The sequence below is a fragment of the Botrimarina sp. genome (assembly GCF_040219535.1).
In the GTDB taxonomy this organism is placed as follows: Bacteria; Planctomycetota; Planctomycetia; order Pirellulales; family Lacipirellulaceae; genus Botrimarina.
Genome location: NZ_JAVJSH010000029.1, coordinates 1 through 16,065, shown reverse-complemented (window position 1 = coordinate 16,065; position 16,065 = coordinate 1). Strand labels below are relative to the sequence as shown.

Sequence of the window (16,065 nt, the reverse complement as noted above, 5' to 3'; positions counted from 1 at the left end):
ACGGCCGCGTCCGCCGCAGCACTCGATCGCCATCATGTCGTCCATCCAGGTTTTCCGTGGGTGTAATTCCCTCGGCTCGGACTCGACAACAGGGGGCCGCCCCACCCGTTGTTGTTGTCCGCGTTGAGGTCCGAATCCCCACTTGTCCGAGGTTGCCCACGGAGAGACCGGAAGGACCCATTTTGTGGGAGGGCGTAGGCGCAGCACTGCCAGAAACCCCGGCGCGTCGGCCTACAGCGTCCAGGGCTCGCGCATGGTGGGCATCAACCGATCGTTCACCTCGGGGTCGCCCGACCTCTCGGTCGACGGGTCCCAGTCGAAGGCGCGGCCCACGCGCATCGCGACGTTGTTGAGGTGGCAGGCCGTGGCGGTGCGGTGCCCCGCCTCGGCGTGAGCCACCGGCCGGCCTCCGGTGCGAACGGCCTGGAAGAAATCGTTGCGGTGGACGTCGTAGGCGTCGACTTGCGGCAACTCGACGCCGTCGAGGATCGACTGGGGGGTCGCCGTCAGCTCGCAGCCGTGCACCGCGATGAAGAGCTCGCCGTCGGTCCCCTTCAGCTTCAGCCCACGCGGGCCGGTGTTCCCGCCGACCATCCGCAGACCGCCCGGGTACTCCATTTCGAAGTCGAATGTGATGAACGCGTCAAAGAAGTCTCCCTTGGGGGGGCTGCCGCTGGCGGAAACGCGGATCGGTCCCGAATCGTCCAGCCCGAGGATCATGTGCGCCAGATCGATCACGTGGGCGCCGCGGTCGGTGATCTCGCCGCCGCCGTAGTTGCTGTGGAAGCGCCACCAAAAGTGGCACCGCTTCTCGTTGTACGCGGCCTTGGGCGTGTGTCCGAGCCAGAAGTCCCAATCGAGTTCCGACGGCGGGTCCGTGTCGGGGGGCGGGCTGGTGAAGTTCTCCACCTGCTGCAAGTGGTCGTCCGAATTAGGCAGGTGGATCTCGACTTCGCGCACCTCGCCCAGCCGACCCTCCTCGTACAGACGCTTCGCAACCGACGCCCCCGGGTTCGACCGCTCGTGGGAACCGGTCTGCAAGACGACGCCCGCCTTGTTCACCGCATCAACGATGGCGCGCCCTTCGCCGACCGAGTTGGCCAGCGGCTTCTCGCAGTAGATGTGCTTCCCGTGCTCCGCCGCTGCGACGGTTGCGAGAGCGTGCCAGTGATCGGGCGTGGCGACGAACACCACGTCGACATCGTCGCGGCCGACGATCTCGCGGAAGTCCTTCTCGGCCGCAGCATCGGGAGCGATAAGCCGCCCCCCCTCCAAGTGACCCGCATCGACATCCGCCAGCCCCGCGACCCTCGCCCATGGCTGCGCAGAGAGCCAACGCAGGTGACCGGAACCCATCCCCCCCAAGCCGACACAAGCCACGCCGATCCGCTCGTTGGGGCTAGCGGACCAAGCCCTCGACAGGCCGGCCCCGGCGACCACGCCAGCGGCCGCCGCTTGTTTCAAAAACTCACGACGCGGCTGCAACAGGTTTCGGCGATTACTCGACATGTCGGGTCCTGCGGTGCGTTGCGGAGATAAGAGATAAATCGGGTCGCCCCGGGCGTCGGTCCGGTTGAGCCCGCCGCGTTGTTGGAATCGGTCGGTTCTGGACAAACATTCCAGCAGCCAGACGAGCGCGTCCCTTTTGTAGAAGAGTGCCTAAGTAGGCAGAATAACACGCAAAGCGGTTGCGCTCGACCCAGTAGCCGGCCTCGGTTTAGATATCCTTACCCGCCGCCTTTGGGCGCAGCCAGGCCCGACGCCGGCCCCGCGTCGGGGCTCGATCCGCTCCCCTCATCGAACGCGACGCTCTCATCGCCCATGACCCGTGACCAGCTACGCGAGTTCGACGGCAAGGCCGTTCAGCGGTTCGGACTGCCCAGCCTGCTCCTGATGGAGAACGCCGGGCGCGGATGCGTCGACGTGCTCGAACGCCTGGGCGTGGGGGGGCCGGTCGTGGTGCTGGCCGGCAAAGGCAACAACGGCGGAGATGGCTTCGCGGTGGCGCGTCACCTCCGCGTGAGGGGCCACCGGGTAAAAGTCGCCCTGGCCGCATCGCCCGGCGACCTCAGCGGTGACCCGGAGGCCATGTTCCACGCGCTGACCCCCTGCGGCGCGACACTGCTCGACCTCACCGGCGTGCACGACCTCCTGTTCCTCGAAGAACTCGACGCGATGGCCGACGGCGCGGTATGGATCGTCGACGCACTGCTCGGGACTGGCGCAAGCGGTGATCCCCGGCCACCTTACGACACCCTGATCGACTGGGCGAACGATCAACCCGCGCGGCGCTTGGCGATCGATCTGCCGAGCGGCCTCGACTGCGACACCGGCAAGCCCTTCGCGCCGACCTTCCGCGCCGACCACACGGTTACGATGGTCGCCGAGAAAAAGGGATTCTCCGCGGAGTCGGCCCGGCCGTTCGTTGGCGAAGTCCACGTGGTCGACATCGGCGTGCCTCGCGACTCGGCGTGACGCACCCGCTGCGCGATGCGTGTCGGTGACTCAGCCGGTCGTGATCTGGGCCGCCGGGTCGTCCGCCACGTTGACCCACACGTGCACGTGCGGCGCTCCGCGGTAGTGCCACACGAACGAAGGCCCCTCGACACGCCAGTTGTCCCACACGCCATCGCCGCCGATGTCGCCCTCCTGGTAGTACGCCAGGTGGCACGCGGCGAGCCCGGTCTTGCCGTCGGCTTGCTGGCCCACCAAGCACTCGAAGGCCTCGTCGCGATCGGTTTGGCGGTACGGTTCGACGAGCTTCGAGAGCACGCCGCGGAGGTGCTCTTGCTGGTCGGCCGAGAGCTGCGCGACCGGTATGCCTTGCTTGTGTTGGAGCGCGCCGAAGTTGATCCGCCGCTCGCCCGGCATGCCGTCTCGCACGAGGGCCGCTTGCTGCTGCTCGCCGTCGAGCATCTGATAGAGCTCGTTGGCGGCGACCGCCTGCGGCCAATAAACGTTGCCCGGGTGGTGGGCCTCCTCGTCGAACGCCTCGGCCGCGTGGCCGTAGAAGATCGGCCCGCCAAAAGCGAAGTGCGGCGTGGTGTTGCCGTCGCATCGGACCGTCATGTGGCGGCCGGTCATGACAAACTCGAACTTGCCCGTCCCGGGTTCGCCGAAGATCGCGATCGAGTTCTGCTCGCCGTAGCCCCCCGCGTCGTCGTCGAGCTGGCGGTCGACCCGCTCGACCCATTCGGGGTTGTACGTGCCTTCGTAGATCGCCCGGATCAACTCCTTCTGCTCGCCCGAGTAAAAGTCATCCACGACATACTCGTCGGTGATGTCCCAGTTCGCCGACACGTGCCGCCGCAGCGGCGCGCCCCCCGTGCGGTCGTCGGTGTGGTCCCACGCGAAGCAGATCTTCTCGCGCTGACCCGGCGTGAGCGACTCGTAGAGCAGCTTCACGAGCGATTCGGGCCGCGAGGCCGATGAACCAGCGGCGGGCGTCGCCCAAACCTTCCCGCTGCCGGGCAGCAGCGCGAGCCCCGCGCCGGCCGCCGAAGCGGCAAGAAACTTACGACGATTGGCCGACAGCGACATAGCGGGGCTCCCTAGAACGGCGAGAAGAGGACGACGCCGGTTTTATACCAAAACCGCGCCGCGCGGGGCGGTCGGGGAGATCTCCGGTCCGCCGCCGGCCGCGAGGTTTCGCTTCAATCAGGACCGCGCTAGCATTGGGCCCTCAAGGCACGGGCCACAGAGGCATCCCGCGGCGCGAGCCAAGGTCTTGGCGGCCGTGGCGCCCGTGGCGACGTGGCGGTTCTCTTCTGCGGCAGGCTTCTCAGCGCCGCCGCTGGCATCCCGGGCAGTAGAAGGTCGATCGCTGCGCCTGCACGATCCGCTCCACGGCCACGTCGCAACGCGGGCACGGCTGGCCGGCGCGGCCGTACACGCGGTGGTGGAGCTGGTAGCCGCCGTCCTGGTTGAGCTTGTTGCGGTAGGTGCCGTCGCCTAGCGACGAGCCCTCGTAGCGGATCGCCTCTTCCAGAACCGATCGCGCGCCGTCGGCGATCCGCTCCCACTGCTTGCGTGAGAGCCGGTCGCACCGCGCGGCCGGGTGCACACCGGCCGTGTGGAGGATCTCCGCAGCGTAGATATTGCCGATCCCGGCGACGGCCCGCTGGTCGAGCAGCGCGACCTTGATCGCTCGGCGGCTCGCGCCGAGCCGCGCGCGGAGCTCTTGGGCCGACACGACCAGCCCGTCGGGCCCGAATTTCTCATCGGAGAACGCGTCGGCGTATTCGTCGGCCGAATAGAGCCGAACCTTTCCCAACCCGCGCCGGTCCCAGAACCAAACCCGCGGCAACGCGCCCACCAACTCGATCTGCACACGCAGGTACAGCGGGTCGGGCGAGTCGCCGGCGCCGACCAGGCCGGTCATCCTCGGCTCGAAGACGAGCCGGTCGCCCGAACAAAGCCGGAGCGAGACCCGCTTGCCGACCCGCTCGACGGCCGCCACGTCGCGCCCCACCGCGCGGCGCCGGAGTCCGTCGATCCGCGGCGCCAGGCCAATCGGCTTCCGAGGGCAAGGCAGCTTGGCGACGTCGATCACTTGCGCGCCGGCCGCACCGGCCACGCCGCGGCGCATCGTCTCGACTTCGGGGAGCTCGGGCATGGGAGTGAGGGTAACCGCGGAGGCGCGGAGGACGCAGAGGGGGCTGCGGCCTCTGCGGTCCGCGACTCAACGTTCAGTCAACGAAACCGCCGTTCAGTGAGCCCGAGCGGGTGGTCCGTCAGATGCTCTTCGAACACGATAGCCGGCCCAGCTAAGCGACGAAGCCATGCCTATTAGCCCGAGGACCTGCCCCAGGTGATAGGCGGCGTTCGCAATCGGCGCGTGCGACCACACGAGGGTGCGAAGTTGGGCGCTATTATAGAGTGCCCCAACGAGCAAAAGGCGCGCGGCGTCAGCGATGCAGAGGAGAACGAACGACAGAAACGCCGAGACCACAAGCAGTTTTGGGCTAGGCTCGCCGCGGCGGAAGGCTGCCAGAAGAACTGGCAAGAGCGGCACGGTTTCTAGCGTCGCAAGAAGTACCAAAATGAAGAGTTCGGAGGTCGGATCAACTTCGATCACCTGCGCCGCCGGATCAGACTCGAGCGATACGTAGAGCGCATTGCTCGCTCCGAGCGCCCCGGCAATCGCGGCCGTCAGCAGCAAGAGATCGGCCGCGTGGGACCGTAGGCGATCCAGTCGCGATGGCTGGCGAGCGAAGAGTCCGTAGCCAAAGCTCCTCAACACAAAGCCCACGACCAGCCAACTCGCCCAGAGCCAGAGCACCCCGGCAACACCAGCGAGCCAGTACGCCGCGTTGGCTCTTGTGGCGAAGATTTGCGCCGCCATGAAGGCCATTACGATCGCCGCGCCCACCGCCCAGCGTTTGTAGGCCCTGCCGGTGCACAGCGCGACCCCAAGCCCAGCAAGGACAAAGGCCGTCGTTTGAACGCCCCACAAGAACTGCGAGATTGACAGTCGACCGAACCCCAGCGCCGAAGCTTCAGCGACGCGCGTCGCCAAGTAAGGGAGAGCGAGGTAAACCGCTAAGCCCACCGCTGGCGCCCACACGGCGCGTCGAGGGTAAGCCTTGGCCCAAACCGCCGACGCGATGCGCGACACCTGAGCTGGCAAAGACACGGGCCGGTCTGGTTCACTCGGGTCCATCCCCCCTCCGCGTCCTCCACGGTGAATCCTCGTGGCGCCCCCGGCGCCCCCGCGGTTAGCCCCCTGCACGCTTGATCCTAACCGCCCCGCCAGAGGACAATCGTCCGGATGAGCACCACCGCCCAAGAGCCGACCCCCGCTGCCAGCCCCGCCCTGCCCGACGCCGCGGGCCGGTTCGGGCAGTTCGGCGGCCGCTACGTGCCCGAGACCCTCGTCCGCGCGCTCGAGGAGCTCGCCGTCGAGTACGAGAAGTCCCGCACCGACCAGGCGTTCCAGAACGAGCTGGCCGAGCTCTGGCGCGACTTCGTCGGCCGGCCCTCCCCGCTGTACCACGCCCGCCGGCTCAGCGAGCGGTGCGGCGGCGCGCAGATCTGGTTCAAGCGCGAGGACACCAACCACACCGGCGCGCACAAGATCAACAACACGCTCGGCCAGTGCCTATTGACCCAACGCATGGGCAAGACGCGTGTCATCGCCGAAACGGGCGCCGGCCAGCACGGCGTGGCCACGGCCACCGCGTGCGCGCACTTCGGCTTGCCGTGCGTCGTCTACATGGGCGAGGAGGATATCCGCCGGCAGTCGCCCAACGTGTTCGCGATGAAGCTGCTCGGCGCCGAGGTGCGTCCGGTCACCAGCGGCTCGCGCACCCTCCGCGACGCGATCAACGAGGCGATGCGCGACTGGATGGCCTCGGTCGACACGACCCACTACATCCTCGGCTCGGTCGTCGGCCCGCACCCGTTCCCGCGGATCGTGCGTGACTACCAGTCGGTCATAGGCTCGGAAACGATTGTGCAGTGCCGAGACCGGATGGGCCGACTGCCCGATGCGGTCGTCGCCTGCGTGGGGGGCGGCTCCAACGCGGCTGGCATGTTCTACCCGTTCGTCGAACACGCCGAGGTCGAGCTGATCGGTGTCGAAGCGGGCGGACGCTCCGACAAGCCGGGCGACCACGCGAGCCCGCTCACCTACGGCCAGCCGGGCGTGCTGCACGGGAGCTTCAGCTACGTCATGCAGGACGACGACGGCCAAACCTGCGACGTGCACAGCATGTCCGCCGGCCTCGACTACCCCGGCGTCGGCCCCGAGCACAGCTATTGGAAAGACGCCGGCCGCGTCCGCTACACCAGCTGCCGCGACACCACCGCCATGGAAGCCTTCGACGCGTGCGCGTCGAGCGAGGGCATCATGCCCGCCCTCGAGACGGCCCACGCGGTCGCGATGGCGATGGAACTCGCCGCTGAACGTCCGAAGGACCAGGCGATCGTCGTCTGCCTCAGCGGCCGCGGCGACAAAGACGCCATGGAGATCGCGCGCCTGAAAGGCGTGAGCTACGGCTGATGGTCAGCGCGGGGGAACTGCTCGTTCTGCTAATCGTCGTCGTCACGCTAACAGGCGTAGCGATCTGGAGACTGCCGGCCGCGCGGGCCGCGGTGACGGCCATGGTCGCCGCGACACTAACGCGCCTCGCCGCGCCCGAGTGGCCACTGCTGGCCATCCTCGTGGCCGTCGCGACCGTGATCGGGTATCGCCTGCTAGCCGCCCGCCGAGCCGCCTAATTCCCCCGGCGTGCCGCTTGCTTTCCGAGCCACGCGGGAGCTAATCTTGAAGCGATGCGGGCGTAGCTCAGTGGTAGAGCGCTAGCTTCCCAAGCTGGATGTCGAGGGTTCGATCCCCTTCGCCCGCTTTCGACGGAAATCCTTGCCGAATCGCGACTTGCGTTACCTGCCGGCGGACGGCAGTGCGGCGTTTCTTCGGGAGCCAAAACGGTACGTACCATTTTGCGGCCTGCAGAAGCCGCCAAGGTGCCGTCGCTTACCAAGTCGCTGCCGAAGTGCCGCAAGCACCGGGCACCCCAAAATTACCGGGCTAGTGGCAGGCCATCGTGACGATCGCCGGATTCGATCATTACCCGGGCCTGGGCAATCGCATTGCTCAACAATAGCGGGCCAGGGCGACAATCTTCCCCGCGCTTTCGAGGCTGGCGTCCACAATCGCCCGAACCGCCTGCTACACGGCACGCCCGTGGCGGGTCTTGGACCGTTACGAATACGATTCAGGCGGGCGACTTTCCCTGCGTTTTGTCTCGCTCCAGCGCTTCGATTTGCTCCATCACCTGGGCTGCTTCCGCGTGCTTTTGGTCGCTGGCTTTTCGGTCGGTGTGGGACAACCTGTAGGCTTCTTCCATCAGCCGGTTGTACCGGTGTTCCAGTTTCGCCTTCTTGTTACCAAAGAATCCGAACACGAGCTTCTACTCCGGGAGCTGACACGATCTGTTGTACGGTAGCGGCCTCCCTCGGTCTGACCACCGCAAATCGTGCGTGACGTCGAGTGGACTACCCTTGCCGCCGCGGCACACGTGAGAGCGCCGCCCACTGCGGCGGCCAATCCACGCCAGGACACCAGGAGTCGATAGGCAGCGTTCGGGCAGCGGAACCAACGGTTGCGGTGGCTTACCCATCAGGGCTAGCGCGTCGTGCTGTGATTACGGGGCTCCCTAGGTCGCTCGTTAGCCCGTCTCTAGCGCCGGCATCAGAACCACTGGCAGCAACTTGTCTGGATCGGCGACAAGCGGCGCGGAGGTCACGGACAGCCGCTCCAGGAAATCCACGATGGGCGCGGATTCGAGCCCGGCGAATCGGCCGCCGTTGGGGCACACGCTTCTCAGGAGCTCACTCGCCCGACGCGCGTGACGGCGGACCCCGACCGCGTTCCCCTCCCGAAGCTTGACCGCCGTGGCGGTGAGCTTGATCAGCCCTTTCAGCCAATCGGCCGTTCGGCCTCGCCGTCCGGCGGCGTGCCACAGCGATTCCCAGGCCTCGTGCGCCTCCCAGTAGTACCCGTGGTTAAAGAGGTCGATCGCGTAGAGATACGTTCTGTTCTCCGACCAACGCTTCGGACACAACGGAGGCGGGACGCCTGGGACGGCGCCGACGGTGTGTGCGGCTGCGTCGGTCACCGGGTGCGCGCGCAAGCCGGGCACGTAGGAATAACTCGGGAAACACGCTTCGGTGAGCCGCGGCCGAGCTTCTACCGCTTGACCCGGACGGAAGGCCTCGTCCATTTCGAACCCCTGAGCCTACAGCCGGCACCGCCGCTCTCCGCCGTCAGGCCGAGAGCACTTCGAGGATCCCGCGACAGAAGTCGGGCAAGTCGTCGGGCTTGCGGCTGGAAACGAAGTGACGATCGACAACCACCGGCGCGTCCTCCCATCGAGCGCCAGCGTTCACCAAGTCGTCCTTAATGCCGGGTGAGCCGGTAACGCGGACCCCGTCATAGACACCCGCCGAAATCGGGATCCAACCGCCGTGACACACCGCCGCGATTAACTTCCCGGCGGCGTTGAAGTCGCGGACGAGCTGCAGAACGCGAGTGTCCCGCCGCAGCTTGTCTGGCATGAAACCGCCCGGCACGACAAGGCCGTCGAATGCCGCGGCCGCAACGTCGGCGATCGCCGCATCGGAAACGCACGGGTAGCCGTTCTTGCCCTGATAGGTAGCGCCGGCTTCCGGACCGGCCACGACGACCTCCGCGCCCGCTTCGATGAGGCGGAGCTTCGGATACCAGAGTTCGAGGTCCTCGTAGATGTCGCCGGCGAGCACCAGGACTCTCTTGCCGTGGAGCGGTGTGCTCATTGGCTTCCCCCGTTTTCAAAAAAATGGCGGGACCCTCACGCTTTCTCGGCCGTGGCCAGAAGCGGCACGCGGCAATCTTACGCCGGTCGCCATCGAACCGACGACGCCCCAGCTTGAGTAAACGGCACGACGCCCACAAGCCGACCCCGTCGGCCCGGACTACCTCGGCGCTGGTCGGTCTCGCTCGAGCGTCACGCCGGCACAGATGATGATGGCCTACCAACACCACGAACAAACCGTAGCGGTTACCCGCCGACGTGTCCGACGCGTTGACCGCCGAGCCTCCCTACCGTGGGGGGTCCCGGCGGCCGCCGCGCTGGCTCAAATGCCGAGGACCGACACTGCTCAGCGCGCATAAGTCTGCGACCTCGATCGGTTTGGACCGACGTGCGTAACGCATCGCCTGGCCCTGCTAGCACGCCATCGCCGGGGAGGCGTCCCCCCCGTGGTCGGGACAACCGCACATCGCGCGAGGTGGCCACAAAAGCCCGCAACTCGACGGACGCCGTAACCTGAGCGGCTGCCGACAAGTGCCTGCATCTTGCGAGCTTCGGGCTGCCGGCGTCCAATAGAAGGCAGCTATCCGGAGAGATACCGCCGCCTGCCAGGCAATCCCCAAGGCGTCGCCGATGCGACTCAAAGACAGCCTGTCCAACGAGCCTGTGTCGCGGCTTGCGCTGCGCGACCCGGTGCTGTGCCTGCCCGACGAAGCGATCAGCGAAGCCGTCTCTCGGATGCGAGATCGGAAGCTCGGTTGCGTGATCGTCGTGGACGATGAACGGCGCCCGGTCGGCCTGTTCACCGAGAACATGCTCAGCCGCCTGGTGGCCAGCGACCCTTCCGGCCTGCGGGACAAGCTGCGCGCCCGGATGGCGGAGCAGTGCCACTGCGTGCGGCCGACCGACCCCGTGGCGCGGGTGCTCGAGGCGATGCAGCGTTCGAACACTCGGTTCGTGTGCGTGGTCGACGACGATGGCAAGGTCGTGGGCCTCACGGGGCAGAAGGGCCTGATGGAGTTCATCGCGGACCACTTCCCGCAGCAGGTGATGGTGCAACGCGTCGGCAGCCCTCCCCCGAGCCAAAGAGAAGGCGCCTGAGCATGGGTCAGCCCGAAGACAAGAAGCCCGACTTCGAGGACCCGCTGAGCGATTACAGCGAGACCTACGCCGACGCGTTGGAGCAGGCGTTGTCCGAGGAGCCCGTGACCGCGATCCAGGCGCAGCCGTTCGCGAGCGTTTCGCCCGACACGCCGATCTCCGCCGCGGTGGAGCTGCTTTCGAGGCTGCACGTGGCTTGCCTGCTCGTGGCCGACGGCGACAAGCTCCTCGGCGTGTTTACCGATCGCGACGTGCTCGACCGGGTGGCGCTCGAGTACGACAGCGTGAAGGACCAGCCGATCAGCACCGTGATGACGCCCGATCCGGTGTTCGTCTACGAGACCGATTCGACCGGCGCGGCGCTCGCTGTGATCGCGGTGAGCGGCCACCGCCACGTGCCGGTGCTGACGCTCGACGGCAGCGTGGTCGGCGTCGTCAGCCCCCACCGCGTGACCGGCTTCTTACAGAGCGTCTACGAGACGACCTGACGGGCGACCACATGCGGCTTGGCGTCTCGAAGCACAGCGGGAGCGGTCAATCCGGCGCGACCTCCGCCGCCGGAGTCACCACGAGGGCGCCCCGTCGAGTCGCGAGACGCTAACCCGCATGATTGGCGGCTCGACGGGGTCGCCAAACTGCGTGTAGATCGCTACGTCGGCCGCGTCGCGGCCGTAAGCGATCGCGACCCGGCCCCCCAGCAGGTCGCGTTGGGTCGGGTCGAACGTGTACCACCGCCCCGCCACGAACGCCTCGAACCAAGCGTGAAAGTCCATCGGCTGCAGGCCTTCGAGGTAGCCAACAACTAACCGAGCGGGGATCGACAACGCGCGGCACAACGCGATTCCCAAATGGGCCATATCGCGGCAGACCGCCTCGCTCCGCTGGTTCGCCTCAGCAGCGCTAATGATCTGCTGCCCGCTGCCCGGCGAGTAAACGAGGGTCCGCCGGACGTAGGCGACGATCGCGACGCACTGGTCATAACCGGGCGCGTACCCGGCCGTGATCGACGCCGCCAGCCGGGCGAAGCGGTCCGACTCGCAGTAGCGGCTGGGGAGCAGAAACGGGAGGACGACCTCGGGGAGGTTCTCAACAGCAACGAACCAGGCGCCCGGCGCGGTGTCGGCGGACTCGGCGGCGTCGATGTCGGCGGAAGTGTGCACCGAGAACGGGCCGGCGGGCGCCACTAGCCGTTGGCAGAGGTTGCCGAATAAGTCGGTAAACTCGACCGCCGGGACGCTGGGAATGAGCACGTACTGCTCACGGGCAACCCACTGCTGCGCGCCGCTGCGGGGCCGCAGCATCAGTAGAAACGGCGTCGCAACCGGGATGCTGAAGTCGAGTGTGCAAGAGGCCCGGAGCCACATGAGGAATCGCTCGAAGCAGGTTGGGCAGCCGCGCCCTCGGGCCGAAGCCGAAATTCGCCAGGACGCCGGGTCGCCGGTCTCGGTCCGTCCGCTGAAGTACCGCGGCTGGCCAAGCAACCGGAGAACCAAGTAAGCGGTATAACGCCCACCTCTGCAAGCCACTCTCCCGGTTAGGCTTGCAATGGCGGGCTCCGGCAACGCGATAGGGCGCGACGCGGCGACCCTCGCGTCGGCGTCGGGCGCCTCGGTCAGAAAGGCGGCGCGTACCGAAGGCGTGGGCGGGCGAACGCCCCACCGCTGGCTCAAAAAGAACGCCGGCTTCGCCCGCGACGTCGAATCTGCGCGGGGCGATCTCTCCGAAACGACCTCCGCTCGGCTCGTCGGCGCCGGCTCGGCGGCGGTCACCTCCTAGCGGTAGCTGGCCGCTTGTTCGGGCGCGGCGAGCACGCGCAGCGGTCCCTGATACCATTTCGAGCGGTCTAAGCGGACGACCCACCGCTCGCCGATGAAGGCCCGCGTGTCGTCGGCCTCGCCCTCGAAGCGCACGGCGGGCCGGTCCTCGCCGATCAGCATCACGACGAAAAAACGCTCGCCGGCGCGCTCGGCGTCGACCCGAACGTAGCGGCGGGCCGGGTAAGTCTGCCTGGACCCCTCTGAGAAAGTTCGCTCCGATGTCTGGCCCACGAGGTCGTGGATCGCATGCCGCGTCGGAGCGCCGATGTGGGCCGTGAGCTTGTCGCCATCGGGAGATCGCAGCGAGAACCCCTCCTCGGGATTGTGGCTGAACGAGAGGTCGTCCGCGTAGCAGAGCGGCCACGCCCACTCGGCCGCGTCGTCCGGGTCGATGATCTCGTCCCACACGGCCACGACCGCGGCGGCGCCGGGCGTCGGGTCGAACCGCACGGACACGTGGCGCCGGCATCGCGGCACGCCGTACACGTCGCCCAGGTCGATCGAGACGCTCCCCCCACGCGGGCCGGCGGTGTAATAGCTCACCTTGCCGGTCCGGTCTCTCGGCCCCTCGGCCGGCGTCTGCACCCCGTTGCGCAGCGGCACGTTCTGGTAGCACGCGTCGGGCTTCGCTTGGCCGCCCGCGTGCAGCCAGCTCTCGCCGAGGCCGAGCACGCGCAGGCTGCCGGCGTCGGAATGGTTGTGTCCGCCGCCGTGATAGGACTTCGCGTAGGCGGCGACGATCGTGTCGTCGGCGTCGCGCCACCGGTTGCGGAACACGGCCAATCCCGTGCGGGCGTCGTACAGCGTGAGCGGCGCCCCTTCGCCGTACGAGTTATCGAGCGGTTCAACGGGGGCGTAGAGCAGGGGCCACATCGCGTGGCCGTGCCCGCCGCGTTCGACGCCCCAGGCATTGGAGGGGCCGAGGACCCGCTGGTTCGCCGCCAACAGCCACGGCCGCTGTGGCTCGGGCGCCACGGCCGGCAGCAGGCAAGCGATGGCCGGGCTGGGGAAGCCGTCGCCGTCGTCGTTCCAGAAGACCCGCCGCGCGGGCGCGGCGCCGTCGTCCGAGGGAGGGGCTGTCAGCACGTGCAGGCAGGCGCCGATGCGTCGCGCGCCGGGCGAGTGGCGGGCCAGGTCGACCCCGAGCGATTCCTCCCACGCGAGCAGCAGCGGCCCCCAGAACGAGAAGCTGTAAAGCCCGTAGCCGGTGCCTTCGTAGTAGTGCCCTTGGTCGCCGTAGTTGGTCAGGTAGGAGGCCACGCGCTCGGCTTCGAGCCGGGCCTCGGCCAACGCGTCCGGGTGGGTTTGCCCCGCCGCGAGCATCGCCAGCCCGCGCGCCGAATGCGTGACGCCCCACCAGTTGTTGAACGGGTTGTCGGGGTTGCCGCGGCCGATCCGCGCCAGCGACTCGGCCAACCCATAAAGCTTCGCCCCGCACCGCCGCCGCTCTTCGCCCGACCAGTGCTCGGCGCAGAACGCGTAAGCGATTGCCGCGTGGTGCGCCGATCGAGACCGACCCAGGTCGGAACCCCGCCGGTCGTCGGCGAGCCCCTCGACCCACGCGAGCGCCTCGCGAGCGGCGCGCTCGTCCTGATCGAATGCCGCGCACACCACGAGCGCCTGCAACCGATAGAGTGTGTCGTCGCGGCTCTCGGGCAGGCGGGCGAGCGTGGGCTCGGGGCGGAGGTCGGCTGTCTGGGCGACCACGCGCCGCGCGTCGGCGACCATCTCCGCGAGCGGCGAGTCGAGGACCGCTTGGCGCCTGGCTTGCCACGCGTCGTCGGTGACCCACAGCCGGGACGGCCGATCGCCGTTCGCCGACGCGGCGTCCGCCAGATCGCAGGCTAGCGTGGCGGCAACAGCGATCGCCGCGAACGCCCGACCAAGGCGCCGCCGGGCAAAGCGTCGCTCGCCGAGGGCGTTCAAAAGATCGTGTCGCTGCTGGCGTCGCCGCCCCGGCCCTTGATCTCGATAAACGGCTGGAAGGGCTTCGGGCCGCCGGTGTCGATCTCGATCACCACGTCGTCGCGGTCCTCTTCGACCGTCATCGTCAGGCCGGAGGAGTTCGCGAATCGGTACTGCGGCGGGGCGTACCACTTGGTCTTCGTGGGCCCCATCGGCTCGGCGCCGTTGACAGCCACCTTGTGGGTGCCGGGCACCACGCCGTCGTTGAGTTCGTAGGATCCCAGCGTAAACGTGCCATCCTCCGCGACCGCGCCCGCGGCGGGCCGGTTGCCTTCGGGCAGGACTTGCACGAGACCCGCCTTCATCGGCTGGCCATCGATGACCACCTTGCCCGACACCTTGTAGCGCTTCGGGCGGCCATCGCTACAGCCCGCCAAGAGCGGAGCAACGACCACTAAGAGTAGCAAGATTCGCAAGCGCAACACCGAGGTTGACCTCCAAACGAATGCCGCCGCAATCCAGACGTCGTGTGTACCGGTCCTAGTTTTGGTAATCGTGGTTCTCGTCGGTAGCGAGCCCGCAACCCGGCGATTGGCCGTAGATGTAGCTAGGACCTGGAATCGGATCGCCCGGGCACCCCTGCGGACCTTGCCGCGTGCCGAGCGCCCAATGAACTTGGAGGTCGATGTTCTCGCTGAGCAACTCGACGCGGCCGTCACCGAACGCGGCCATCGCTCCGCCGGGGTGCTCGCTGTTGATGAAATCGATGATCCCCGAGGCGAGCTGAGGGCTGAACCCGGCTAACAGGTTGTGATTGACGGTCCTTTCCGCGTTCACCAGCGCCCAGCGCCCGCCGAGCCCGACTTGCCAGTGGTTATTCCGGTTCAACTGGTTTTCGAGTCCGTTAGCAATCAAGAAATCGACGTCGGCGCCGCTGTACTGGCCTCGTTTCTCGCCGACCATGAGCGTCTTTGACATGCCGTCGGATACGCGGCGGATCTCGATGCCGTCGCCGTAGTAGAACAGGCCATCGTTGTGGTACTTCATCGGATTGAACTGGCTCACCCCGATACTCCCGCCCACGAGGGCGTAGCTAGCGAGTGACCAGGCTTGACCGCCGGTGCCAGCACTGGCGCTTGCGGCGGGCGTGTCAACGGGAACGACGATCGGAGAAGAGTCGGACGAGCACCGGTAGACCCCGGGGATCTGCTCCATCAAGTTCTCGCGGCCGGGCTGCGCGATCCACGCGTCGAAGTTGAATCCCTGATCGTTGGGGTACGGGTCGGTCTTCCACTCGACCATCTCTGTGAACTGGTCGAAGAGGGGTTGTTCCTCCAGGTAGGGGAGGATCAAGAGCATCCCGCTCGCGGGGCTTCGTTCCGTTTGGCCGTTGCGAGCGAGCCGCTGCCGGCACTCCCGGTCGCCATCGCAACCGTTCCTCCCTCGCGGCAGGTGCCGGCGGGCCGACTCGAGGTTGAGCGCCGCGAGCGCCACGTTCTTCAGGTTGCTCGTGCACTGCGCGCGGCGGGCCGCTTCGCGGGCCGCTTGGACGGCCGGCAGCAGCAGCGCGACAAGGATGCCGATGATCGCGATCACGACCAGCAGCTCGACGAGCGTGAAACCGCGGGGCTGGTGTCGCATTACGTGACAACTCCTTAGACAAGGTAAGGCCGCCGACTCGCAGCGTGTGACAAGCTCCTCGCTCGTTACATGTTCGCCAGCGGCTCTTTAGGCGCTGGGGCGGTTATTGGCGCCGGGCCGGTCGGCCGGCGACCAACCCGCACGCCAAGAGCACGAGTCCGAGCGCTGCCGGTTCTGGGACCGACGCGGCGCCCGACGCCGAGGCGCCGTAGTTGTCGGCCCACACGTCGTAATCGGCCTGGGTGAACGTCGTGCCGAGGCCGTCGCGCCACACCGTGTAATCGGCCGCGTCGACCGTGCCGTCGCCG

At 67.6% G+C, this 16,065-nt stretch carries 17 protein-coding genes and 1 tRNA gene; 6 read left to right on the top strand and 12 right to left on the bottom strand.

From position 1 onward, the window contains the following. Positions 1 to 231 precede the first annotated feature (231 nt). Positions 232 to 1,509 carry a Gfo/Idh/MocA family protein gene (locus RIC11_RS16255; RefSeq protein WP_350213178.1) on the bottom strand — a complete coding sequence of 426 codons (1,278 nt, stop codon included), beginning with the start codon at positions 1,507 to 1,509 and terminating at the stop codon, positions 232 to 234. 312 nt (positions 1,510 to 1,821) lie between these two features. On the opposite strand from RIC11_RS16255, the gene RIC11_RS16250 reads away from it, so the two are divergent. Further along, a complete protein-coding gene (locus tag RIC11_RS16250; RefSeq protein ID WP_350213176.1) occupies positions 1,822 to 2,475 on the top strand; it encodes an NAD(P)H-hydrate epimerase in 654 nt (217 codons plus the stop codon). A gap of 30 nt (positions 2,476 to 2,505) precedes the next feature. Here RIC11_RS16250 and RIC11_RS16245 read toward each other — a convergent pair whose 3' ends face one another. From RIC11_RS16245 to RIC11_RS16235, 3 genes are all read right to left on the bottom strand, one after another. Further along, on the bottom strand, positions 2,506 to 3,540 hold the full coding sequence (locus RIC11_RS16245) for a DUF3500 domain-containing protein (protein WP_350213174.1): 1,035 nt from the start codon (positions 3,538 to 3,540) through the stop codon (positions 2,506 to 2,508). Positions 3,541 to 3,781: 241 nt separating this feature from the next. Next, positions 3,782 to 4,615, bottom strand: a complete 834-nt coding sequence (locus RIC11_RS16240; protein WP_350213172.1) for an Fpg/Nei family DNA glycosylase — start codon at positions 4,613 to 4,615, stop codon at positions 3,782 to 3,784. Between the two features lie 93 nt (positions 4,616 to 4,708). Further along, entirely contained in the window at positions 4,709 to 5,518 is an 810-nt protein-coding gene (locus tag RIC11_RS16235) for a hypothetical protein (RefSeq protein WP_350213170.1), read from the bottom strand. Between the two features lie 252 nt (positions 5,519 to 5,770). Between RIC11_RS16235 and trpB the strand changes: the two genes are divergently transcribed. From trpB to RIC11_RS16220, 3 genes are all read left to right on the top strand, one after another. Beyond that, entirely contained in the window at positions 5,771 to 7,003 is a 1,233-nt protein-coding gene (trpB, locus tag RIC11_RS16230) for a tryptophan synthase subunit beta (protein WP_350213168.1), read from the top strand. Beyond that, positions 7,003 to 7,221, top strand: a complete 219-nt coding sequence (locus RIC11_RS16225) for a hypothetical protein (protein ID WP_350213166.1) — start codon at positions 7,003 to 7,005, stop codon at positions 7,219 to 7,221. The genes trpB and RIC11_RS16225 overlap by 1 nt, the downstream gene beginning before the upstream one ends. Positions 7,222 to 7,277: 56 nt before the next feature. Continuing rightward, positions 7,278 to 7,349: transfer RNA gene (locus RIC11_RS16220), tRNA-Gly, on the top strand. 369 nt (positions 7,350 to 7,718) lie between these two features. Here the strand turns inward: RIC11_RS16220 and RIC11_RS16215 are convergent. From RIC11_RS16215 to RIC11_RS16205, 3 genes are all read right to left on the bottom strand, one after another. Then, on the bottom strand, positions 7,719 to 7,907 hold the full coding sequence (locus tag RIC11_RS16215; RefSeq protein ID WP_350213164.1) for a Lacal_2735 family protein: 189 nt from the start codon (positions 7,905 to 7,907) through the stop codon (positions 7,719 to 7,721). 264 nt (positions 7,908 to 8,171) lie between these two features. After that, positions 8,172 to 8,726, bottom strand: a complete 555-nt coding sequence (locus RIC11_RS16210) for a DUF309 domain-containing protein (protein WP_350213162.1) — start codon at positions 8,724 to 8,726, stop codon at positions 8,172 to 8,174. A gap of 43 nt (positions 8,727 to 8,769) precedes the next feature. Continuing rightward, positions 8,770 to 9,297, bottom strand: coding sequence for a type 1 glutamine amidotransferase domain-containing protein (locus RIC11_RS16205; protein WP_350213160.1), 528 nt, complete (start codon positions 9,295 to 9,297; stop codon positions 8,770 to 8,772). A gap of 629 nt (positions 9,298 to 9,926) precedes the next feature. Here RIC11_RS16205 and RIC11_RS16200 point away from each other — a divergent pair. Both RIC11_RS16200 and RIC11_RS16195 read left to right on the top strand, forming a co-directional pair. Beyond that, positions 9,927 to 10,394, top strand: coding sequence for a CBS domain-containing protein (locus tag RIC11_RS16200; protein WP_350213159.1), 468 nt, complete (start codon positions 9,927 to 9,929; stop codon positions 10,392 to 10,394). A 2-nt stretch (positions 10,395 to 10,396) separates the two neighbouring features. Continuing rightward, a complete protein-coding gene (locus RIC11_RS16195; RefSeq protein WP_350213157.1) occupies positions 10,397 to 10,882 on the top strand; it encodes a CBS domain-containing protein in 486 nt (161 codons plus the stop codon). Positions 10,883 to 10,957: 75 nt separating this feature from the next. Here the strand turns inward: RIC11_RS16195 and RIC11_RS16190 are convergent, their stop codons facing one another. From RIC11_RS16190 to RIC11_RS16170, 5 genes are all read right to left on the bottom strand, one after another. Beyond that, positions 10,958 to 11,758, bottom strand: coding sequence for a transglutaminase domain-containing protein (locus RIC11_RS16190; RefSeq protein ID WP_350213155.1), 801 nt, complete (start codon positions 11,756 to 11,758; stop codon positions 10,958 to 10,960). A gap of 408 nt (positions 11,759 to 12,166) precedes the next feature. Continuing rightward, positions 12,167 to 14,137: a hypothetical protein gene (locus tag RIC11_RS16185; RefSeq protein WP_350213153.1), complete on the bottom strand. Its 1,971-nt coding sequence runs from the start codon at positions 14,135 to 14,137 to the stop codon at positions 12,167 to 12,169. Continuing rightward, positions 14,134 to 14,592 (bottom strand): hypothetical protein, encoded by a 459-nt coding sequence (locus RIC11_RS16180; protein ID WP_350213151.1) that lies wholly within the window; start codon positions 14,590 to 14,592, stop codon positions 14,134 to 14,136. The genes RIC11_RS16185 and RIC11_RS16180 overlap by 4 nt, the downstream gene beginning before the upstream one ends. Before the next feature lie 64 nt (positions 14,593 to 14,656). Continuing rightward, positions 14,657 to 15,757 carry a DUF1559 family PulG-like putative transporter gene (locus tag RIC11_RS16175; RefSeq protein ID WP_350213149.1) on the bottom strand — a complete coding sequence of 367 codons (1,101 nt, stop codon included), beginning with the start codon at positions 15,755 to 15,757 and terminating at the stop codon, positions 14,657 to 14,659. Positions 15,758 to 15,860: 103 nt separating this feature from the next. Then, positions 15,861 to 16,065: PEP-CTERM sorting domain-containing protein (locus tag RIC11_RS16170; protein ID WP_350213147.1), on the bottom strand; the 205-nt coding region annotated here is incomplete at its 5' end.